Here is a 19,621-nt window from a genome sequence, read left to right as displayed (position 1 = left end):
CCAGTGTCGGCGGACTGGCGTGCGGCGCCCGTGTCCGGGTTCCGGGGCCAGGGCTGCTCTGCGAGGTCTGCTGCCTGATGCCGCAAATCCAGTGTCGGCGGACTGGCGTGCGGCGCCCGTGTCCGGGTTCCGGGGCCAAGGCTGCTCTGCGAGGTCTGCTGCCTGATGCCGCAAATCCAGTGTCGGCGGACTGACGTCCGGCGCTCCGTGTCCGGGTTCCGCGTCCACCGGCTGGTGTCCGGCGCCTGGGGACAGGTGCCCGTTTCGGGGGCTGTGCGTCGGACGGCCGGTCGGCGGGCGGTGGGGGACCGGACGGGGGATGCGTCCGGCGTGTGTCGCCGGAGTCCGGGGTACTCGGTGCACCCTGATCCCCTCCCCCTCGGCTAGGAGGGCACGAAGTGCATTCGACCAGGACGAGAACCGCCGCGGGCCTGCTGGGAGCCCTAGCGTTCTGCCTCGCGGTTCCCACGACCACGTTCGCGGACCCGGGCACGGACACGGACACGAACCGGGAGCCCACCGCGTACTGCGGCACGGACAAGGCGTCCGGGCTCGCGGTATGGGCCGCCGAGAAGGGGTCCTGCGCGACCGCCCTCCAGGTGGCGTCCGCGTACACCGAGGTCTGGCAGGGATCCACCGGCGCGTCCGTCCGCGCGGCCGGAACCACGTGGAAGTGCCGGGAACGCCAGGGGGATCCCAACCCCTACCAGGAATGCGTCAGCACGAGTGACAGCGGCCGGTGGGTCAGGCTCTCGTCCTGACCGGGAAGCCCGCCGCGGAGGTCCGCCGATGACGTTCACCCGTCCGTCGTGGCCGCCGACCCGGCCGCTCCCGCTCGCGCTGGTCACGGCCGGCACCGCCGTACTCCTCGCGCTCGCCCCGGCAGCCCGCGCCACGCCCGTCACCGCCGCGGGCGCGTGCGACAAGGCCCTGGCGGCGGCCGAGCGGGCGGAACGCGACTACCAGGCGCTGAAGAAGGACCTGGACCGCGTCACCGCCGACGGCGGGCACCCGGACGCCTCCCAGCGGCAGGCACTCGTGGACGCCGAGGCGGAGACCGTCTCCACGGCCTCGCAGGCACAGCGCGTGTGCGGCCCCTGACCCGCCCGGGGCGTGCGGCCCCCTGACCCGGCGGGGGTGTGCAGCTCCTAGGCCCGGCGGGGTGTGCGGCCCCCTGACCCGGCGGGGGTGTGCGGCCCCTGACCCGCCCGGGGTGTGCAGCCCCTTGGCCCGGCCGGCGTATGCGGCCCCCCGACCCGCCCGGCGTATGCGGGCCCTGAGCCGGCCGGGGCGTGCGGCCCCCTGACCCGCTCGGCGTGCGCTGATCGGGGGGACCGCACGGGTGTGCCCGGAGTGGCGGCCCTGGTCCCCCGGGTGTTTCCGGCATGGTCATGTGTTCATGCGACTGCGCACGTCCCTGTCCCTCGGTCTGGCCGCAACCGTCGCCACCGTCACCGCCACCATCACCACCGCCGCAACCGCGACCGCCGCAACCGCGACCGCCGCGACCGCCGCGACTGCCGTCACCGCCGCAACCGCGACCGCCATCACCGCCGCAACCACAACCGCGACCGCCACCACCGCCACCGCGACCGCCACCACCGTCACCCCGCTCCTCCCGGCCGGGGTCGCGCACGCGGTCGCCGAGGCCGCCTGCGCCGCCGCCGACGCGCGGGCCTTCCCGCTGGCCACGCGGATCCGGGGCGGTCCCGGCTCCTACGAGGCCGGCGGCGGATACGGCACCTGGTACATCGACCTCACCAACACCACCCGCACGACCTGTACCGGCATCCACCCGGTCGTGGTTCTCGTCGACGACAAGCGGGCCCTGCGGGCGGGCCAGCCCCAGCTGGACTTCTACGACGGCCCCCGGGCCCGGCCGGTGACCTTCGAGACCACCGACGAGCAGGAACTGGTCGGTGTGCTGGACGGCTCCGGCTTCGCCGGGTTCACCGTGCCGCCCGGCAAGACCGTCAGTGTCCGGGTCCGGCTCGCGCTCACCTCCGACGCCGTACCCGACCATGTCACCGTCAACGTCGCCGCCGTGCAGCGGCGGGGCGGGGACGGGGAGTGGGCGGGGGAGTCGAACGCCTACCGCTTCGCCATCGCCGGGGAGGAGGACACCCAGGACCCCCCGAACGCCCAGGACACCGAGGACACCGAGGACAACGGGGGCACCGAAGACACCCGGCAGGACGCGCAGGACGCGCAGGAGGCCCAGGACGGTCAGGCCACGGGTGACGGGCAGGGCACGAACGATCCCCCGGACCCCCGCGTCCCGCACGACCCCCACGCCTCCCCGGCCCCCCGGGGCACGGCGGACACCCCCGGTCCCCGGACCCCCGAGGACGCCCAGGAGGCCGCCGGGGTGCCCTCGGCCCCCGGCAGTGCCGTACCCACCGGCACCGGCGTCCCCGACTCGTCGCTGTCCCTCGCGAGCAAGGCGCGGGAACTGGCGCGCACCGGGCCGGGGCTCGCCCTCGGGCTGCTCGTCGCCGTCGGTGCCCTGTGCGCCGTGGGTGCGGGCGCGTTCCTGCTGGCCCGCGGCCGCCGCTGAACCGGCTCCCGCTCCCCGTCCGTCCGTCCCGTCTGCGACGATCCCTGCGTGGACTACCCGAACGACCAGGCCCCCGGCGCCCCCGTCCGCTCCGGCATTCCCGAGCACGGGCGCATCCCCAAGTACTACGCGGTGAAGGCACGGATCGCCGCGCTGCTGGAGGAGCTGGGGGAGGACAGCGTCATCCCCACCGAGCGGGACCTGGCCGAGCGCTACGACGTCGCGCGCGAGACCGTGCGGCAGGCCGTACGGGAGCTGGTGCTGGAGGGGCGGCTGCGGCGCCGGGGCCGGGGGACGGTCGTCGCCGGGCCCAAGCTGGCGCAGCCGCTGTCCCTGGCCAGCTACACCGAGGGCGTGCGCCGGCAGGGCCGGACACCCGGTCGTACGCTCGTCACCCTCGACCGGTTCCCGTGCCCGGACGCGCTCGCCGCCGAGACCGGGCTCACCCGGGGCGAACCCGTCTGGCACCTGGAGCGGGTGCTGCTCGCCGACGACGAGCGGGTCGGTCTGGAGAGCACGTACGTCTCCGTGGAGCGGGTGCCGCGGCTGGGCGCCGACTTCGACCCGGACTCCTCCTTCTACTCCTACCTCGAGGACCAGGGCATCGCCTTCGGCGACGCCGACGAGCGGCTGGAGACGGTGCTGGCCACACCCCGTGAGGCGCTGCTCATCGGCACTCCGCCCGCCCTGCCGATGCTGCTGATCCACCGCGTCTCCCGGGACACCGGGGGCCGCCCGCTGGAGCGGGTGCGGTCGCTGTACCGCGGGGACCGGTTCTCCTTCACCACCCACCTCACGGGAGGAAAAGTCCCCTCTCAGGAGTGATGCGAGGGGGTGGTGGGTGCGGAGAGAGGCGGTTTCGCCCGTTTATATATAACGGAAAGATAACGGGTCTAGCCCAAACGTGATGGGTCGTTCACGCTCTCGTTGTCAGCCGGATGTCTCCGGTTCCCGGATCGCGAGGAGCGTTGCCGTCGTGAAAGTGACAGTCGTCGGAGCCGGCGTGGTGGGCACCATGCACGCCTGGCAGGCAGTGGAGCGCGGCCACCAGGTCGTCCAGATCGAGCGTGAGGCCGAGGCGCGCGGCGCCTCCCTGCGCAACTTCGGACAGATCTGGGTCAGCGGGCGCGCCGGTGGGGAAGAGCTGGACGCCGCCCTGCGGGCGCGGGAGCTGTGGGAGGAGATCGGCGGCCGGGTCCCGGCTCTCGGGTTCCGGGCCATCGGATCGCTCACCCCGCTCCGCGGGCCCCTGGAGCTGGCCGTCGCCGAGGCGGCGGTGGCCCGCCCCGACGCCGCCGCCCGCGGCTACAAGCTCCTCACCCCGGGCGAGGCCCGCGCGCTCAACCCCGCCCTGCGCGGTGACTTCGACGCGGCCCTGTTCTGCGAGCGGGACGCGGCCGTGGAACCCCGTACCGCCCAGCTGGCCCTGCGCGAGGAACTGCTGAAGTCGCCGGACTACACCTTCCTGCCCGGCCGCGAGGTGCGCGAGGTGACCGGCGCCGGCACCGTCCGCGACGACCACGGGGACGTGCACCGGGCCGACGCCGTCGTCCTGTGCACCGGCGCCTGGCTCGGCGGGCTGGTGCGCGAGCTGGCCGGACCCGGTCTCCCGGTACGCCGGGTGCGGCTGCAGATGATGCAGACCGAACCGCTCGGCGAGCCGCTGACCACCTCGGTCGCGGACGCCGACAGCTTCCGCTACTACCCGGCCTACGCCTCTGCGGCGCTGGACGAGCTGAACGCCCGGCAGCCGCAGTCCAGGACGGCCGCCGCGCACCGGATGCAGCTGCTCATGGTGCAGCGCGCCGACGGCGCCCTGACCATCGGCGACACCCACGAGTACGAGCACCCCTTCGCCTTCGACACCGTGGAGGAGCCGTACGAGCACCTCACCGGAGTCGTCGAAGCCCTCCTCGGCCGGCCGCTGCCGCGCATCCGGCACCGCTGGGCGGGCGTGTACGCGCAGTGCACCGAACCCGGCCGGGTGGTGCACCGCCAGCAGGTGCACGAGGGGGTGTGGCTGGTCACCGGGCCCGGCGGGCGCGGCATGACCTGCTCCCCCGCGATAGCCGAGACCACCGCGAACGAACTGGGCTGGTGAGCTCCATGGACAACCCGACCGACATCCCGCAGGACATCCGTCTCGTCGTCCTCGACATGGCCGGCACGACCGTCGCCGACGGCGGACTGGTCGAGCGCGCCTTCGAGGCGGCGGCCACCGAGCTGGGCGTCGAGCCCGGCTCCCCCGGACACGCCGAGCACCTCGCCTACGTCCGCGCCACCATGGGCGAGTCCAAGATCTCCGTCTTCCGCCACCTGTTCGGCGACGAGGACCGCGCCCGGCGCGCCAACGGCGCCTTCGAGAAGGCGTACGGCGAACTCGTCGACGCCGGCCTGATCGCGGAGGTCCCCGGGGCCCGCGAGACCATCGAGCGGCTGACCGCAGGCGGCCGTACCGTCGTGCTGACCACGGGCTTCGCCCGCGTCACCCAGGACGCCATCCTGACCGCCCTCGGCTGGCGCGACCTCGTGCCGCTCACCCTGTGCCCGGCCGACGCCGGCGGGCGCGGACGGCCGTACCCGGACATGGTGCTGGAGGCGTTCCTGCGGACGAAGGCGGCCGAGGACGTACGCCAGGTCGCCGTGGCCGGTGACACCTCCTACGACGTGCTCAGCGGCGTACGCGCCGGAGCGGGCCTGGTCGCCGGCGTGCGCACCGGCGCCCACACGGACGCGGAGTTCACCGCCGCCGGCGCCACCCGTGTGCTCGACTCGGTCGCCGACCTGCCGGCACTCCTCGCGGGAGACCGGTGAGATGGGCATCCGCTTCGACTCCGTCACCGTCGCCTACGACGGCAACGTCGTCCTCGACGCTCTCGACCTGACCGTCGAGCCCGGCGAGGTCATGGCGCTGCTCGGGCCGTCGGGCTCCGGCAAGACCACCGCGCTGCGGGCGGTCGCCGGGTTCGTACGGCCCGTGGCCGGGCGGGTGCTCCTCGGCGGCCGGGACGTGACGGACCTGCCGCCGTACCGGCGGGGCATCGGAATGGTCGTGCAGAGCTACGCGCTCTTCCCGCACCTGCGGGTCGACCAGAACGTGGCCTTCGGACTGCGGGCCCGCAAGGTGCCCAAGGGCGAGATCCGGCAACGGGTCGCCGAGGCGATGGAGATGACCGGCATGGCCGGTCACGCCCGCCGGCATCCGCGCGAGCTGTCCGGGGGGCAGCAGCAGCGGGTCGCCATCGCCCGGGCGCTGGCCATCAGGCCGGACGTCATGCTGCTGGACGAACCGCTGTCCGCGCTGGACGCGCAGCTGCGCTCCGGCATGCTCGCCGAACTGGCCCGTCTCCACCGGGAACTGCCCGACCTGTCCATGCTGTACGTCACCCACGACCAGGTCGAGGCGCTGACGCTGGCGGACCGGATCGCGGTCATGGACAAGGCGCGGCTCCAGGCGTGCGGCACGCCGAGGCAGCTGTACCGGGCCCCGGCGAACGAGTTCACGGCGTCCTTCGTCGGCAACGCCAACCTGCTGCCGGTGACCGTCGGCCCGGCGGGCGTCGGTTTCGCGGCGACCGAGCTGAAGGTCGACACGGGGGAGGCGGCCGCGGGCGCGCGGGCCACCCTGTGCGTACGGCCGCATCTGGTCGGCCTCGGGGAGGGCCCCAACCGGCTCACCGGCACCGTCACCGAGATCCAGTGGCGGGGTGCCACGCACCGGCTGTACGTCGAGGTCGACGGCCACTCCGTCATGGCGGACGTGCGGGAGCTGAAGGACCCGCCGGCGCACGGCGCCACCGTGTCCCTGCACTTCGCCGCCGAGGACGCGGTGCTGCTGCCCGCGGGGGTGAGCCATGGCTGAGGCGGTAGGCAGAGCGCGCGCCGTGCCCGGCCGCACCCGCCCCCGCGGCGACAGCCGCACCGCGGACCCGGCCCCGCGTTCCCGCACGGCGCTGCTGTGGGCCCTGCCCCCGGTCGCCGCCCTCGGCCTCTTCTTCCTCTACCCTCTGGCCCTCGTCGTCCGGCAGTCCCTCCGGCCGGACACCGGGGGGACCTCGTTCCGGCCCTACGCCGACGTCTTCGCCTCCGAGGCGTTCCGGCACGCCCTGTGGACCACCGTCTGGCTGGCCCTGGCCTCCACCGCGGGCTGCCTGGTCCTGGGTTCCCTGCTGGCCCTGGTCATCGCGTTCGTGCCGTTCCCGGGGGCGAAGGCGGTGGCGCGGTTCATCGACGTGTACCTGTCCTTCCCGTCCTTCCTGATCACGCTGGCGCTGCTGTTCATCTACGGCACCACCGGCATCCTCGGGTCCTTGCGGTTCCTCACCACGCCCTGGGGCGTGCTGCTGGCGGAGATCACCTACTTCACACCGTTCGTGATGCGCCCGCTGCTCGCCGCCTTCGGGCAGCTCGACACCGCCCAGCTGGAGGCGGCCGGCTCCCTGGGGGCGCGGGCGCCCCGCATCGTGCGGCAGGTGATCCTGCCCGAGGCACTGCCCGCCCTCGCGGCCGGCGGCAGCCTGGTCCTGGTGCTGTGCCTCAACGAGTTCGGGATCGTGCTGTTCACCGGCGCGAAGGGGGTCACCACCCTGCCGATGCTCGTCTACGGCAAGGCGATCCTGGAGTCCGACTACCCGGGCGCCTGCGCGGTCGCCGTCGTCGACGTCCTGATCTCCACGGGCCTGTACGGCCTGTACCGGGTGGTGAGCCGTCGTGCTGGTGCATAGCCGCAAGGCCAGGTGGGCCATGTGGGCGGTCTTCCTCGTCCTGTTCCTGCCGCTGTTCGCGCTGCCCCTGCTGGTCCTCCTCGGCGCCTCCTTCGCCACCCACTGGTCCGGCGTCCTGCCCTCGGGGCCGACCGCCGCCAACTTCCGCACGGCCACCCGGGGCGAGGCCCTCCAGGCCCTCGGCACCAGCCTGGTCACGGCTGCCACCGCCAGCCTGCTCGCACTGACCGCGGGCACCTGGGCCGCGCTGGCCGGAGCGGCCCTGCGGGGGCGGTACCGGCGCCTGCTGGACGCCCTGTTCGTGCTGCCGCTCGCCGTGCCGTCGGTGGTGGTCGGCCTGTCCGTGCTGGTGGCGTACTCGCAGCCGCCGCTGCTGCTCAACGGCACCCGGTGGATCGTGATCGTCGCCCACACCGTGCTGGTCACGGCCTTCGCCCACCAGTCGGTGTCGGCGGCCCTCACCCGCCTGGACCCCTCCTACGAACAGGCCGCCGCCTCCCTCGGCGCCCGGCCCTCCTACGTCCTGCTGCGGGTACGGCTGCCGCTGCTGCTGCCCTCCCTCACCGCCGCCGCCGGCCTCTGCTTCGCCCTGTCCATGGGCGAGCTGAGCGCCACGATGATGCTCTACCCGCCCGACTGGACGCCCCTGCCCGTCCTCGTCCACGCGGCCACCGACCGGGGCGCCCTGTTCACCGGTTCCGCCGTCGCCGTGGTCCTCATGGCCGCGACCCTGCTCGTGCTGTCCGCCGTCTCCCGGGTGCGCACCCGGGCGTCGTACCGCTGACCCTCCTCCCCACCCCCTTACCGAGCCCAGGAGTTGGCCTCGCCATGCCCAGAAACCGCGTCGCGCTCGCCGCAGCCCTCGCCCTCCTCGCCACCCCCGCGCTGTCCGCCTGCGGCGGCTCCTCCGCCGCCTCCGACGCCGACGTCGTCACCGTCTACAGCGCCGACGGCCTCAAGGGCGAGAACGGCGACGGCTGGTACGACAAGGTCTTCGCGGACTTCGAGAAGCAGACCGGCATCAAGGTCGAGTACGTCGAGGGCGGCTCCGGCGAGATGGTGCAGCGCGCCGTCCGCGAGAAGAGCAACCCGCAGGCCGACGTGCTCGTCACCCTGCCGCCCTTCATCCAGCAGGCCGGCCGCAAGGGCCTGCTGCAGAAGTACGCCCCGCAGGGCGCCGACCAGGTCAGCGGGGCCGACAAGGCCGCCGACGGCACCTGGACCTCCGTCGTCGACAACTACTTCGGCTTCGTCTACGACAAGAAGGAGCTGAAGCAGGCGCCCAGGACCTGGGACGAACTGCTCGACGGGAAGTACCGGAACAGGCTCCAGTACTCCACGCCCGGCGTGGCCGGCGACGGCACCGCGGTGCTCGTCAAGGCGATGCACGACTTCGGCGGCAAGGACCAGGCCCTCGCCTACCTGAAGAAGCTCCAGGCCAACAACGTCGGCCCGTCCGCCTCCACCGGCAAGCTCGCCCCCAAGGTCGACAAGGGCGAACTCCTCGTCGCCAACGGCGACGTGCAGATGAACTACGCCCAGACCAAGTCCATGCCCGGCCTCGGCATCTGGTTCCCGGCCGGCCCCGGCGGCAGGCCCAGCACCTTCGCCCTGCCCTACGCGGCCGGCCTGGTCACCAGGGCCCCGCACAGCGGGAACGGCAGGAAGCTGCTCGACTTCATGCTCGGGCGCAGGCAGCAGCAGGAGGTCAGTGAGATCGGCGGCGGCTTCAGCTCCCGCAAGGACGTCAAGGCCACCGACGCCGACGCCATCGCGCTGGCCGGGCTGATGGACGGCGTCGAGGTCTTCGAGCCCGACTGGGACGACATCGACCGGAACCTGACCTCCTACGTCGAGGACTGGAAGTCCGCCACCGGCAGCTGACCCCCTCCCGAAAGCCCGGCCGCGGGTGATCGACGGGGTCAGGATCAGCCGCTCCTGACTAGGCTGGGGGCGTCGGTACGCCGTGGTTCCGGCGCCCCCGCTGCCCGCCCGTACATACGCCAGGAGACGCAACGACAATGGCAGACCGCAAGCCCATCGAGTCATGGCTCACCGACATGGACGGCGTCCTGATCCACGAGGGAGTGCCGATCCCGGGCGCCGAGGCCTTCCTGAAGGCGCTGCGTGAGTCCGGCCGGCCCTTCCTGGTGCTCACCAACAACTCCATCTACACCGCCCGTGACCTGCACGCCCGGCTGCGGCGCATGGGACTGGACGTGCCGGTGGACAACATCTGGACCTCGGCCCTGGCCACCGCGCAGTTCCTGAACGACCAGCGGCCCGGCGGCAGCGCCTACGTCATCGGCGAGGCCGGCCTGACCACCGCGCTGCACGACATCGGCTACATCCTCACCGACCACGAGCCCGACTTCGTCATCCTCGGCGAGACCCGCACCTACTCCTTCGAGGCCCTGACCAAGGCCGTCCGGCTGATCAACGGCGGGGCCCGGTTCATCGCCACCAACCCCGACAACGTCGGCCCCTCCACCGAGGGCGACCTGCCCGCCACCGGATCGGTCGCCGCCCTGATCACCGCGGCCACCGGCAAGAAGCCGTACTTCGTCGGCAAGCCCAACCCGCTGATGATGCGGGCCGGGCTGAACGCGATCGGCGCCCACTCCGAGACCTCCGCGATGATCGGCGACCGCATGGACACCGACGTGCTCGCCGGCCTGGAGGCCGGGATGCGCACCTTCCTGGTGCTCAGCGGCGTCACCGGGCCAAAGGACGTCGACCGCTACCCATTCCGGCCCTCGCAGGTCGTCGACTCCATCGCGGACCTGGTCGACCTGGTGCTGTGAGCCGCGGTCCCGCCCGGCCGAAACCCGCTGTCACCCGTTCGGAGCAGCAGGGCGCCTCCCGAGGATGCGGGGGCGCCCCGGCCGGGGGAGCCTCCTGGTAACTGGAGGTTCACGATGGGCTCACTACGCCTCACTCTCTGTACGGCAACCCTCGCCGCCGCCGCGGTCTGCGCGGCCGCTCCCGCCCACGCGGCGGACGGCGGCTCGGTCACCGTGACCCCCGCCTCCCCGGCACCGGGCACCGACGTCGCCCTGCGGGTCGGCGGCTGCTCCGGTGAGCAGGGCACCGCCACCTCGTCCGCCTTCGTGTCCGACGCCCGGCTGACCGGCGCCGAGGGCATCCTGAACCGTGCCCAGGGCGTGATGAGCGGCGAGACCCGGGTCCGTACCGACCTGGAGCCGGGCGCCTACACGGTGAAGGTCACCTGCTCGGACCGGACGATCACCGGTGCCCTCACGGTCGGCGGGACGGACGGTGCAGGGCCGGCGGAGCCCGTCGGCCCGTTCGGTTCCTCCGCCTCGCCGGTCGCCCCGGTCCCCGCGGGCGGCGGCGGCACGGCGCACTTCGCCACGGTGGCCACCAGCGGCTCAGGTCCCGACACCGGCCAGGCGGTGACCGGGCTGGCCCTCGCCGGGATCGCCGCGGTCGCCGTCGGGCTCCGCGCCCGCCGGAGCCGCGGTACCGGCTGACCGCCGATGTCCGACGACGACCAGGGGCGTACCGGCGGCGCGGGGCGGCTGGTCACCGGCCTGGCCTGGGCGGTGCTGCTGTTCGGGCTGTGGCTGTGGGGCCGCGGGGTGACCGACGGCGGCACTCCGGCCCGCCCCGCCACGGGCGACGTCCTCGCCGTCGGCGGGCTCGCCGGGCTGCCGCGCGCGGAGCGCCCCCTCGGCGACGCCGTGCCCCAGCGCGTCGACATCCCCGCCCTGGGCATCCAGGCGCCGGTGGTGGCCCGCGGCCTGGACGCCCAGGGCGCGGTCGACCCGCCGCCCTACGACCAGCCGGGCGTCGTCGGCTGGTACGGCGCCGGCCCGGGGCCCGGCGCCGCCGGGGCGGCCGTGCTGGTCGGGCACGTCGACACCGAGACCCGGCCGGCCGTGTTCTACCAGCTCAGCACCCTCAAGCCGGGCCGGCGCGTCCGGGTGTTCCGGGCGGACGGGAAGGTCGCCGAGTTCACCGTCGACGACGTGCGGGTGCTGCCCCGCGAGGGCTTCGACGCCCGGCTGGCCTACGGCCCCCGTGAGCCCGGCCGGGCCGAACTCCGGCTGATCACCTGCGGCGGCACCTTCGACCGGGCCACCCGCAGCTACACGGCGAACGTGGTCGTCTCGTCGTACCTCACGGGGACGACCGGCTGAGCGTCCGCGCTCACGGGGACGACCGGCTGAGCGTCCGCGCTCATGGGGACGACCGGCTGAGCGTCCGAGCGGCGGGTCAGCGGTAGGACACGGCCGGCCGGGTCAGGGTCAGCGGTGGGACACGGCCGGCCGGGTCAGGGTCAGCGGGGGGACACGGCCGGCCGGGTCAGGGTCAGCCGGGTGCGGACGCCGCCGAAGTGCTCCCTTATGGCCCGCTCGGCCCGCAGGGAGTCGCCGGAGCGGACGGCGTCCAGGATCTCCCGGTGCTGGCGGCAGGTGACCCTAGGGTCCTGCGGCGCGTCCACCAGGTCCCGCTGCACCCGGTGGAAGGCTTCCCAGAACGCCTCCAGCACCTCGCCCAGCAGTACGTTGTCGAGTCCCCGGTAGAGGGTGGCGTGAAAGGCGCGGTCGGTCTCGGCGAGCCCGGTCCCCTCGGCGGCCTCCCGCTCCATGCGCCGCACGAGCGCCTCCAGCTCCACGAGGTCCGCCTCCGGCAGCCGCCCGGCCAGCCGGGACACCAGCCCGGTCTCCATCGCCTCGCGCAGCTCCAGCAGCTGGAGCAGCGAGTCCTCACCACGGCAGTGGCCGGCGACGGTGCGGAAGGCCAGGCCCTCGATCATCGGTGCGAACGACATCGAGCCGACGTACGTCCCGAACCCGTGCCGGATCTCCACGATCCCCATCGCCTGGAGCGCCTTCAGGGATTCCCGCACCGAGTTCCGGCTGGCCCCCAGCAGCCGCATCAGCTCGGGCTCGGTGGGCAGCGGGGCGCCCGAAGGCAGCCGCTGGTCCACGATCAGCTTCTTGATCCGCTCCTGAAGGTCCCGGGCTGCCATGGCCAGAGGGTAACCGGCCATTCGGGGGAGGGGCAGACGAAAAGCCCCCCGCTTCCGCGAGGGGCTTTCCGGTCGGTGCGCCGCCAGGGACTCGAACCCCGGACCCGCTGATTAAGAGTCAGCTGCTCTAACCAACTGAGCTAGCGGCGCCTGCTGACAGAGAAAACTCTACCCGACCTCCGGGGGTGCTCCCGACCACCGCCGGCTGTCCTGACCGCCGGACGGGGGCCGCGTACATCGTTCGGACCGTCAAAATGCGCGTTGCGAACGCGGTTGGGAAACTGATCAACGTGCACACACGCGGACAAATCACCCCTGAATGTGAGGCAGATCGCATGACCGTTCCGGTGTTCGAGGAAGTCGACCCCGCGAGCGACTGCGACTGTCCCGGATGTGTCCACGGCCGGCGGCCGGCGCCTCGCCCGCTGTCCGGCCGCCACCGTGCGGCCCGCACGGTGGTGGTCCTGGCCGCCGCCTCCGCCGCCCTCGGCACGGTCTCCCCGGCCGCCGCCGTCACCCCCGGCCACTCCCCGCACCGCCAGGCCCTGCCCGGCGACGGCGAGCCCGAGACCCCGCAGGGCAAGAAGGCCCCGCTGCACGGTCCCGTCGGAGGGCCGGTGGGGGTCCCCGCCGTCCCCATCCCCGCCACCACCCGGACCGACATCATCAACCGGGCCAAGGTCTGGGTGGCCGCCAAAGTGCCGTACAGCATGACCGCGTTCTGGTCCGACGGCTACCGCCAGGACTGCTCGGGCTACGTCTCGATGGCCTGGGGCCTGCCGAACAACGAGTGGACGGGCAGCCTCGACCAGTTCGGGACGAAGATCGGCAAGGAGGAGCTGCAGCCCGGCGACATCCTGCTCTACCACAACCCCGACAACCCCGAGAAGGGCTCCCATGTCGTGATCTTCGGTGGCTGGACGGACCACACGCACACCTACTACAAGGTCTACGAGCAGACACCCCCGCACACCCGCAGCCAGACCACCCCCTATCCCTACTGGAGCAACACCAGCAAGTACGTCCCCTACCGGTACAAGGGCCTGCCCCAGAGCGCGGCCGGCGCGAAGGCGTCGGAGCCCTACCCCGGCGCCGCCTACTTCGGCCCCGGCGCCGACAACAGTCACGTGACCCGGCTCGGCCAGATGCTGATCGCCAGGGGTGCGGGCGCCTACTACCCCCACGGCCCGGGGCCGGTCTGGGGCGAGACGGACCGGCGCGCCACCCAGGCGTTCCAGCGGGCGCAGGGCTGGACGGGTGCCGACGCCGACGGGCTGCCCGGCCGGCGCACCTGGGACCTGCTGGCCACGGGCCAGGGCAAGGCCATCGGCCCGGCCGGCCCCGCCTCGCACGGGGTGCCCGGTTACCCCGGCCGGCAGTACTTCCGGCCGGGCGCGGTCAACGACCACGTCACCCGGCTCGGCGCCCAGCTGGTGAAGAAGGGGTTCGGCCGGTTCTACGCGGACGGGCCGGGGCCGGTGTGGGGCGAGTCGGACCGGCGGGCCGTCGAGGCGTTCCAGCGCACCCAGGGCTGGCGGGGCGGCGCGGCGGACGGCTACCCCGGCCCGGAGACCTGGCGCCGCCTGTTCGCCTGATCCCGCTCCGGGGCCGGCCGCCCGGTCCGGCCCCGGACCGTCCCCGTCCATCCGACCCCTGTTCATGACGCGTCTGGCGCGGAGGCTGGAGCACGCATGAGTACGACCACATCCCACACACCGCCCGAATCCGAGGGGCAGTCGGACGGCGCCGGTGCCGGTGCCGGCACCGGCACCCGGCAGGCCCGTCTGATCCAGAACGAGGCCACCACCGAGATCCCCGTCCACCTGCTGTTCCGGGACGATCCCGACCCGGTACAGGTGCCGCTCAGGCCGGCCGTGGTGGCCCGTCGGCAGGGCACCGGCGAGCAGCCCCGGCAGCGTCAGCCGGTGGCGGTGCGCCGCAGGCCGCTGCCGGAGGTCGACCCGGAGCTGGTGGAACGGCCCGCGCGGGTGCTGCCGGGGGCGGCCGGGCTGCTCGCCGGTGCCTGCGGGCTCACCGGCTGCCTGGCCACCACCTGGTGGGCGGGGCTGCTCCCGCCGCTCGCCGCCCAGGCGCTGGGGCTGCCCGCCCACCCGGGCGGCGGCCTCGGTCCCGCGCAGTGGGCCGCGTACACCGGAGCCGGCCTGCTCGGCGCGTTCGGCTTCGGCGGGCTGGCCCGGGGGCGGACCGGACGGGCCTGGGTGCTGGGCCTGTTCGGGCGGTACCGGGGGACGGTCCGGCGCGCCGGGCTGCTGTGGGTGAATCCGCTGGTGCTGCGCCGCCGGGCGGACGTGCGGCTGCGGCACTGGCGCAGCGAGGCGATGCCTGCGGCGGATCCCGACGGGATGGCGCTGCGGGTGGTGCTGCTGGTGGTGTGGCGGGTGCGGGACACCGCGCGGGCCCTGCTCGGTGTCGAGGACCACGAGACGTATCTGCGGGAGTGCGTGGAGGCGGCGCTGGCGAGGGTGCCGGTGGAGCCGGCGGGCGGGACGCGGGGCGGGGCGACGGCGGCGGGGGACGCGCTGACCCGGCTGGTGGCGACGGAGACCGCGCCGGTGGGCCTGGAGGTGTTCTCGGTGCAGCCGGTCCGGGTGGACTACGCCCCCGAGGTGGCCGGCGCCATGCACCGGCGCCGGATCGCCGCGCTGGACGCCCGGCAGCGGGCCACCATGCTCACCTCGGTGGTGGACTCGGTGGAGGACACGGTCACCCGGCTGACCATGCGCGGCCTGGTCGAACTGGACGACTACGAGCGCAAGGTGCTGGTCCGGGACCTGACGGTGGCGTTCTGCTCGGGCCGTGGGGAGCCGGTCTAGTCCAAGTCTCGTGATTGGTATGGACATGTTCAACACGCGGCAATAATCTGGGACTTGGTCTAGACCTACCTGCACGGCTCACCGAACTCCCCACGTTCTCCCCAGGAGCGGCAGCATGCGCACCAAGACCAAAGTGTCCGCGGTCGTGCTGGGCGCGGTCACCGCCGGAGCGTTCGCGCTCTCCACCGGCGGCGCCAGCGGCCACGGCTACACCGACCTCCCCATCAGCAGGCAGAAGCTCTGTCAGAACGGCACCGTGGCGAACTGCGGCCAGATCCAGTGGGAACCGCAGAGCGTCGAGGGCCCCAAGGGCTTCCCGGCCGCCGGGCCCGCCGACGGTCAGATCTGCAACGGCGGACTGAGCCAGTTCGCCCAGCTCAGCGCGCCCAAGACGCCGTCCGGCGCGGCATGGCCCACCACGAAGGTGACGGGTGGTCAGTCCTACACCTTCCGCTGGCAGTTCACCGCCATGCACGCCACGACGGACTTCAGGTACTACGTGACCAAGCCGGGCTGGAACCAGAACCACAACCTCTCCCGCTCGGACCTCAACCTCACCCCGTTCCTGACGGTGCCGTACAACGGCCAGCGCCCGCCGGCCACGCTCAGCCACAGCGGCACGCTGCCGTCCGGCCTGAGCGGGCACCACGTCATCCTCGCGGTGTGGACGGTCGCCGACACGGGCAACGCGTTCTACGCCTGCTCGGACGTCACCTTCTGACCCCCTCGGTGTAGGGTCCGCGTGCGCCGGTGCCGGGTCTTCCGGCAGCCGGCGCACGTATGGATCCCGCAACCGACGTACGGGGGTACAGCGCTGTGGACGCCCTGTTCGACATATCCATGCTGGGCCTGCTCGCCGGCCTGTCCTGGGCCGCCTTCGCCATCGTCCGCCGGACGCGGCAGCGGCGCTCGGCGTGGGAGAGCGGGCTGACCGCGCAGGCCCGTGTCGTGCGGGCGTGGGTGACCACCCAGGTGGTCAACAACGCGGTCCGGCGCGTCCAGTGGCACGAGTACGACTTCACCACCCTCAGCGGCGGCGCCGTCCGCTTCAAGGAGGCCGGCGGCCCGCGGGAGCGCGCCGTGGGCGACTCGGTCCGCGTCCACTACGCCCCGCACGAGCCGGACCGGGCCACCGCCGCCGAGCCGCAGCCCGGCAAGGACGTGGCCGCGGCGGCCGTCTGGCTGACGGTGATCGCCGGCTGCGCGATCTACCTCGTGCACGAGTGGGTCGAACTGTCCCGGTTCTGATACTGAGCTTCCCTTGAGGTCGGTCCCCCCGCCGGCCGGGTACGTTCCTCGCACGCCGGCCCAGCGGGGCGGGCGTGGGACCTCGGGGGGACCTCATGATCGAGCTCTGCTTCTACGTCGTGCCCGGGCTCGTGCTCGCGGCTCTGGCGTTCGCCGCGTACCGGCTGGTCCGCCGCGCGCGCCGGATCGGCCGGACCTGGTCGCACGGCCTGACCGCCGAAGCGCGCTGCCTGCGCACGTACACGACGACCAGCGGGGGCGGCGGCGACACGTCCGTGCACACGAGCTTGCACCACGTCTACGAGTTCTGTGCCCGCGACGGCCGTACCGTCCGCTTCGAGGAGGAGGGCGGCCCGGCGACCGTCCTGGAGGGCGACATCACGACCGTGCGCTACCTCCCGGAGTGCCCCGAGCGGGCCACCGCCCGGCCGCCGGCGCCCGGCAGGCTCGTCGGCGAGGCGGGCTGCGGACTGCTCTTCCTCGGCGTGGCCGGTGCCGTCTGCGTCGGCTTCATCATCCTCGCCCACGGCATCTTCGCCGAGTCGGACGGCCTGCTGCCGTGACCCTCCCTATCTGACGCACCGTCAGTTACCGTGCACACTTATGGAGGCGACACCGCGCACGGTGGCCGCGCTGGTCGCGGCACGCTGGGACGACCACCGGCCCGGGCTGTGGTGCGAGGACCGGATGCTGACGCACCACGAGGCGGCCGCCGGCGCCGCCGCCCGGGCCGCGCTGCTGACCGACCTGCTCCCGCCCGGCGCCGTACCGCACGTAGGGGTGCTCCTCGACAACACCGAGGAGTTCCCGCTCTGGCTCGGCGCCGCGGCCCTCGCCGGCGCGGCCGTCGCCGGGATCAACCCCACCCGCCGGGGCCCCGAACTGGCCCGGGACATCCGGCACACCGAATGCCCCGTCCTTGTCACCGAGCGGGCCCACCTGCCGCTGCTGACCGGGCTCGCCCTGCCCGGCGTGCGGCTGCTCGTCACGGACACCCCGGAGTACGGCACCCTCCTCGCGCCCTACTCCGGCGCCGTGCCCGACCCGTCCCGGGCGGCCCCGGCCGACCGGCTGCTGCTGTACTTCACCTCCGGGTCCACCGGCGCCCCCAAGGCCGCGCTCTGCTCCCAGGGCCGGCTGGCGGCGGCCGGGCAGGCCCTCGTCCGGCAGTTCGGGACGGGCGCGGACGACGTGCACTACGTCTGCATGCCGATGTTCCACGGCAACGCGGTCATCGCCGGCTGGGCGCCGGCGCTGGCGGCCGGCGCCGGGGTGGCACTGCGCCGGCGCTTCTCGGCCTCCGGCTTCCTGCCCGACGTACGCCGCTACGGCGCGACCTACTTCACCTACGTGGGCCGGGCCGTGCAGTACGTCCTGGCCACCGAGCCACGCCCCGACGACCAGGACAATCCGCTGCGCCTCGGCTTCGGGACGGAGGCCGGCGCGGCGGACGCGGCGGCGTTCGAGCGGCGGTTCGGGGTGCGGCTGGAGGAGGGGTACGGCTCCTCCGAGGGCGGGGCGGCCGTCCGGTGGACGCCCGGGACGCCTCCGGGTGCGGTGGGTCCGGCCGGGCCCGGTCTCGCGGTGCTGGACCCGGCCACCGGCCGGGAGTGCCCGCGGGCCCGCTTCGACGGCGCCGGACGGCTGCTGAACGGCCGGGAGGCGATCGGGGAACTGGTCAACCGCGGCCCGAACCCCTTCGAGGGCTACTGGCGCAACCCGGCCGCCGAGGCGGAACGGCGCCGGGCGGGGGCGTACTGGACGGGCGACCTCTTCTACCGCGACACCGGCGGCTACCTCTACTTCGCCGGCCGCGCGGACGACCGGATCCGCGTCGACGGCGAGAACCTGGCCGCCGCGATGATCGAGAACATCGTCGCCCGGTACCCGGGCGCGGACGCCGTCGCCGTCTACGGGGTGCCGGACCCGGTCACCGGCGACCAGGTCATGGCCACCGTCGCCGGGAGCTTCGACCCGGCCGAGTTCGCCGCGTTCCTGCGGGCCCAGCCGGATCTGGGGACGAAGATGGCGCCCCGGTTCGTGCGGGTGGTGGAACGCATGCCGGTGACGGCGACGAACAAGATCGAGCGGGCACGGCTGCGGCGGGAGGGCATCGCGTGCGCGGACCCGGTGTGGTGGCGGCCACCGGGGGAGGAGGGGTACCGGAGGCTGACCCCCGGGGACGCCGAAGGGCCCCCTCGCTGAGGCGAGGAGGCCCTTCGATCACGTGCGCCGCCAGGGACTCGAACCCCGGACCCGCTGATTAAGAGTCAGCTGCTCTAACCAACTGAGCTAGCGGCGCATGACTCTCGCCGACCGCGGCTTTTCGCTTCCGCGGCTGGCGACGAAGAAAATACTACCTGGTCCCACGGGGTGCTCGTGACCACCCTCCGGGTGGCGCCTACAGCGTCAGCGACAGCAGGACCGGCGCCGCGCTGCGGTTCAGCGTGTCCGCGGCCTGCTTCAGCCGGTGCGCGTCCGCCACCGGCAGGGACAGGGCGAGGCAGCCGACCGAGGAGCCCGCGGTGATCGGTACGGCCGCGCAGACGGTACCCACCGCGTACTCCTGCAGGTCGAGCACCGGCACCGTCGGCGGCTGCGACTCCAGGCGGGACAGCAGCAGCTTGTCGCTGGTGATGGTGCGCGAGGTGAGGCGGGCCATCTTGTGCCGGGCGAGGTGGTCGCGGCGGCCGTTGTGGTCCAGCTGGGTCAGCAGGCTCTTGCCGACCGCCGTGGCGTGGGCGGAGCAGCGGAAGTCCACCCACTCGTTGACCGCCGGGGTGGCCGGACCGGCGGCGTACTGGGTGACCCGGACCTCGCCGTCGACGTACCGGCTCATGTAGACGGCCGCGCCGACGGAGTCGCGCAGCCGGTCCAGGGTCTGCTGGAGCTTGTCGCGCAGCGCCCGCTCCCGGTCGTGCGCCGAGGTGAGCCGGCGCAGGGTGTCGCCGGTGACGTACGCCCCGTCGGTAATCTGCTCGACGTAGCCCTCGCGGCGCAGCATCAGCAGCAGGGCGGTGAGGCGCTCGGGGCCGAGACCGGTACGGCGGGCCAGCTCGGTGACGGTGACGCCGGCGGAGTGCCGGGCCACGGTCTCCAGCACGCGCAGCGCGTCCTGGGCGGAGTGGTACGGGGCGGTCGGCTCGATCCTCATGCAGGTCCCCCTCGGCCGCGATCCGGGTCGGCGGATCCTCTCCACGATAGCCGCCGGGAAGGTGCCGGAGGCAGGGGGAAGGCGAGATTACGCACCGCGCACTCG

20 protein-coding genes, 2 tRNA genes and 1 pseudogene are annotated in these 19,621 nt (G+C 73.7%); 19 read left to right on the top strand and 4 right to left on the bottom strand.

What is annotated here, in order from left to right:
* The first annotated feature begins 398 nt into the window (after positions 1-398).
* The 13 genes from GT045_RS17270 (at position 399) to GT045_RS17210 (ending at position 11,444) form a co-directional block, all read left to right on the top strand.
* A complete protein-coding gene (locus GT045_RS17270) occupies positions 399-761 on the top strand; it encodes a hypothetical protein (RefSeq protein ID WP_161334720.1) in 363 nt (120 codons plus the stop codon).
* A 28-nt stretch (positions 762-789) separates the two neighbouring features.
* Positions 790-1,101, top strand: coding sequence for a hypothetical protein (locus tag GT045_RS17265; RefSeq protein WP_161334719.1), 312 nt, complete (start codon positions 790-792; stop codon positions 1,099-1,101).
* 298 nt (positions 1,102-1,399) lie between these two features.
* Complete coding sequence (locus tag GT045_RS40705) at positions 1,400-2,557, top strand: hypothetical protein (protein WP_161334718.1); 1,158 nt, start codon at positions 1,400-1,402, stop codon at positions 2,555-2,557.
* A gap of 48 nt (positions 2,558-2,605) precedes the next feature.
* The gene (locus tag GT045_RS17255) at positions 2,606-3,382 is read left to right on the top strand and encodes a GntR family transcriptional regulator (RefSeq protein ID WP_161334717.1); all 777 of its coding nucleotides are present in this window, start codon (positions 2,606-2,608) and stop codon (positions 3,380-3,382) included.
* A gap of 151 nt (positions 3,383-3,533) precedes the next feature.
* Positions 3,534-4,658 (top strand): TIGR03364 family FAD-dependent oxidoreductase, encoded by a 1,125-nt coding sequence (locus tag GT045_RS17250; RefSeq protein WP_161295376.1) that lies wholly within the window; start codon positions 3,534-3,536, stop codon positions 4,656-4,658.
* 5 nt (positions 4,659-4,663) lie between these two features.
* Positions 4,664-5,371, top strand: coding sequence for a phosphonatase-like hydrolase (locus GT045_RS17245; RefSeq protein WP_161334716.1), 708 nt, complete (start codon positions 4,664-4,666; stop codon positions 5,369-5,371).
* 1 nt (position 5,372) lies between these two features.
* Positions 5,373-6,419 (top strand): ABC transporter ATP-binding protein, encoded by a 1,047-nt coding sequence (locus GT045_RS17240; protein ID WP_161334715.1) that lies wholly within the window; start codon positions 5,373-5,375, stop codon positions 6,417-6,419.
* Positions 6,412-7,281, top strand: coding sequence for a 2-aminoethylphosphonate ABC transporter permease subunit (locus tag GT045_RS17235; RefSeq protein WP_161334714.1), 870 nt, complete (start codon positions 6,412-6,414; stop codon positions 7,279-7,281). The genes GT045_RS17240 and GT045_RS17235 overlap by 8 nt, the downstream gene beginning before the upstream one ends.
* On the top strand, positions 7,268-8,065 hold the full coding sequence (locus tag GT045_RS17230) for an ABC transporter permease subunit (protein ID WP_345942671.1): 798 nt from the start codon (positions 7,268-7,270) through the stop codon (positions 8,063-8,065). The genes GT045_RS17235 and GT045_RS17230 overlap by 14 nt, the downstream gene beginning before the upstream one ends.
* A 44-nt stretch (positions 8,066-8,109) precedes the next feature.
* Positions 8,110-9,165: a 2-aminoethylphosphonate ABC transporter substrate-binding protein gene (locus GT045_RS17225; RefSeq protein ID WP_161295384.1), complete on the top strand. Its 1,056-nt coding sequence runs from the start codon at positions 8,110-8,112 to the stop codon at positions 9,163-9,165.
* Positions 9,166-9,302: 137 nt separating this feature from the next.
* Positions 9,303-10,085: an HAD-IIA family hydrolase gene (locus tag GT045_RS17220; protein WP_161334713.1), complete on the top strand. Its 783-nt coding sequence runs from the start codon at positions 9,303-9,305 to the stop codon at positions 10,083-10,085.
* A 114-nt stretch (positions 10,086-10,199) separates the two neighbouring features.
* On the top strand, positions 10,200-10,775 hold the full coding sequence (locus GT045_RS17215; RefSeq protein WP_161334712.1) for a hypothetical protein: 576 nt from the start codon (positions 10,200-10,202) through the stop codon (positions 10,773-10,775).
* Between the two features lie 6 nt (positions 10,776-10,781).
* The gene (locus GT045_RS17210) at positions 10,782-11,444 is read left to right on the top strand and encodes a class F sortase (protein WP_161334711.1); all 663 of its coding nucleotides are present in this window, start codon (positions 10,782-10,784) and stop codon (positions 11,442-11,444) included.
* A gap of 140 nt (positions 11,445-11,584) precedes the next feature.
* Here GT045_RS17210 and GT045_RS17205 read toward each other — a convergent pair whose 3' ends face one another.
* Both GT045_RS17205 and GT045_RS17200 read right to left on the bottom strand, forming a co-directional pair.
* Positions 11,585-12,280: a FadR/GntR family transcriptional regulator gene (locus GT045_RS17205; protein WP_161334710.1), complete on the bottom strand. Its 696-nt coding sequence runs from the start codon at positions 12,278-12,280 to the stop codon at positions 11,585-11,587.
* Positions 12,281-12,356: 76 nt separating this feature from the next.
* Positions 12,357-12,430: transfer RNA gene (locus GT045_RS17200), tRNA-Lys, on the bottom strand.
* 185 nt (positions 12,431-12,615) lie between these two features.
* On the opposite strand from GT045_RS17200, the gene GT045_RS17195 reads away from it, so the two are divergent.
* The 6 genes and pseudogenes from GT045_RS17195 (at position 12,616) to GT045_RS17170 (ending at position 18,625) form a co-directional block, all read left to right on the top strand.
* Complete coding sequence (locus GT045_RS17195; protein ID WP_161334709.1) at positions 12,616-13,875, top strand: peptidoglycan-binding protein; 1,260 nt, start codon at positions 12,616-12,618, stop codon at positions 13,873-13,875.
* A 96-nt stretch (positions 13,876-13,971) separates the two neighbouring features.
* On the top strand, positions 13,972-15,114 hold the full coding sequence (locus tag GT045_RS17190; protein WP_161334708.1) for an SPFH domain-containing protein: 1,143 nt from the start codon (positions 13,972-13,974) through the stop codon (positions 15,112-15,114).
* A gap of 115 nt (positions 15,115-15,229) precedes the next feature.
* Positions 15,230-15,835 carry a lytic polysaccharide monooxygenase gene (locus GT045_RS17185; protein WP_161287603.1) on the top strand — a complete coding sequence of 202 codons (606 nt, stop codon included), beginning with the start codon at positions 15,230-15,232 and terminating at the stop codon, positions 15,833-15,835.
* Between the two features lie 59 nt (positions 15,836-15,894).
* A complete protein-coding gene (locus tag GT045_RS17180) occupies positions 15,895-16,362 on the top strand; it encodes a hypothetical protein (RefSeq protein WP_237538662.1) in 468 nt (155 codons plus the stop codon).
* 98 nt (positions 16,363-16,460) lie between these two features.
* On the top strand, positions 16,461-16,925 hold the full coding sequence (locus tag GT045_RS17175; RefSeq protein WP_161334724.1) for a DUF3592 domain-containing protein: 465 nt from the start codon (positions 16,461-16,463) through the stop codon (positions 16,923-16,925).
* Positions 16,926-16,965: 40 nt separating this feature from the next.
* Positions 16,966-18,625: pseudogene (locus GT045_RS17170) on the top strand (AMP-binding protein).
* Here GT045_RS17170 and GT045_RS17165 read toward each other — a convergent pair.
* Both GT045_RS17165 and GT045_RS17160 read right to left on the bottom strand, forming a co-directional pair.
* Positions 18,591-18,664: transfer RNA gene (locus GT045_RS17165), tRNA-Lys, on the bottom strand. The pseudogene GT045_RS17170 and the gene GT045_RS17165 overlap by 35 nt on opposite strands.
* Positions 18,665-18,763: 99 nt before the next feature.
* On the bottom strand, positions 18,764-19,516 hold the full coding sequence (locus tag GT045_RS17160; RefSeq protein WP_161334706.1) for an IclR family transcriptional regulator C-terminal domain-containing protein: 753 nt from the start codon (positions 19,514-19,516) through the stop codon (positions 18,764-18,766).
* Positions 19,517-19,621 lie beyond the last annotated feature (105 nt).

This window comes from Streptomyces sp. SID486 (assembly GCF_009865385.1).
Lineage (GTDB): Bacteria > Actinomycetota > Actinomycetes > Streptomycetales > Streptomycetaceae > Streptomyces.
The sequence above is the reverse complement of the archived record's forward strand: the minus strand, read 5'-3'. Positions and strand labels throughout refer to the sequence as shown.

Coding starts and splice junctions, on each gene's coding strand:
- GT045_RS17265 (WP_161334719.1), top strand. CDS start 790: ATGACGTTCACCCGTCCGTCGTGGCCGCCGACCCGGCCGCTCCCGCTC.
- GT045_RS40705 (WP_161334718.1), top strand. CDS start 1,400: ATGCGACTGCGCACGTCCCTGTCCCTCGGTCTGGCCGCAACCGTCGCC.
- GT045_RS17245 (WP_161334716.1), top strand. CDS start 4,664: ATGGACAACCCGACCGACATCCCGCAGGACATCCGTCTCGTCGTCCTC.
- GT045_RS17240 (WP_161334715.1), top strand. CDS start 5,373: ATGGGCATCCGCTTCGACTCCGTCACCGTCGCCTACGACGGCAACGTC.
- GT045_RS17235 (WP_161334714.1), top strand. CDS start 6,412: ATGGCTGAGGCGGTAGGCAGAGCGCGCGCCGTGCCCGGCCGCACCCGC.
- GT045_RS17225 (WP_161295384.1), top strand. CDS start 8,110: ATGCCCAGAAACCGCGTCGCGCTCGCCGCAGCCCTCGCCCTCCTCGCC.
- GT045_RS17220 (WP_161334713.1), top strand. CDS start 9,303: ATGGCAGACCGCAAGCCCATCGAGTCATGGCTCACCGACATGGACGGC.
- GT045_RS17215 (WP_161334712.1), top strand. CDS start 10,200: ATGGGCTCACTACGCCTCACTCTCTGTACGGCAACCCTCGCCGCCGCC.
- GT045_RS17210 (WP_161334711.1), top strand. CDS start 10,782: ATGTCCGACGACGACCAGGGGCGTACCGGCGGCGCGGGGCGGCTGGTC.
- GT045_RS17205 (WP_161334710.1), bottom strand. CDS start 12,280: ATGGCAGCCCGGGACCTTCAGGAGCGGATCAAGAAGCTGATCGTGGAC.
- GT045_RS17195 (WP_161334709.1), top strand. CDS start 12,616: ATGACCGTTCCGGTGTTCGAGGAAGTCGACCCCGCGAGCGACTGCGAC.
- GT045_RS17190 (WP_161334708.1), top strand. CDS start 13,972: ATGAGTACGACCACATCCCACACACCGCCCGAATCCGAGGGGCAGTCG.
- GT045_RS17185 (WP_161287603.1), top strand. CDS start 15,230: ATGCGCACCAAGACCAAAGTGTCCGCGGTCGTGCTGGGCGCGGTCACC.
- GT045_RS17180 (WP_237538662.1), top strand. CDS start 15,895: ATGGATCCCGCAACCGACGTACGGGGGTACAGCGCTGTGGACGCCCTG.
- GT045_RS17160 (WP_161334706.1), bottom strand. CDS start 19,516: ATGAGGATCGAGCCGACCGCCCCGTACCACTCCGCCCAGGACGCGCTG.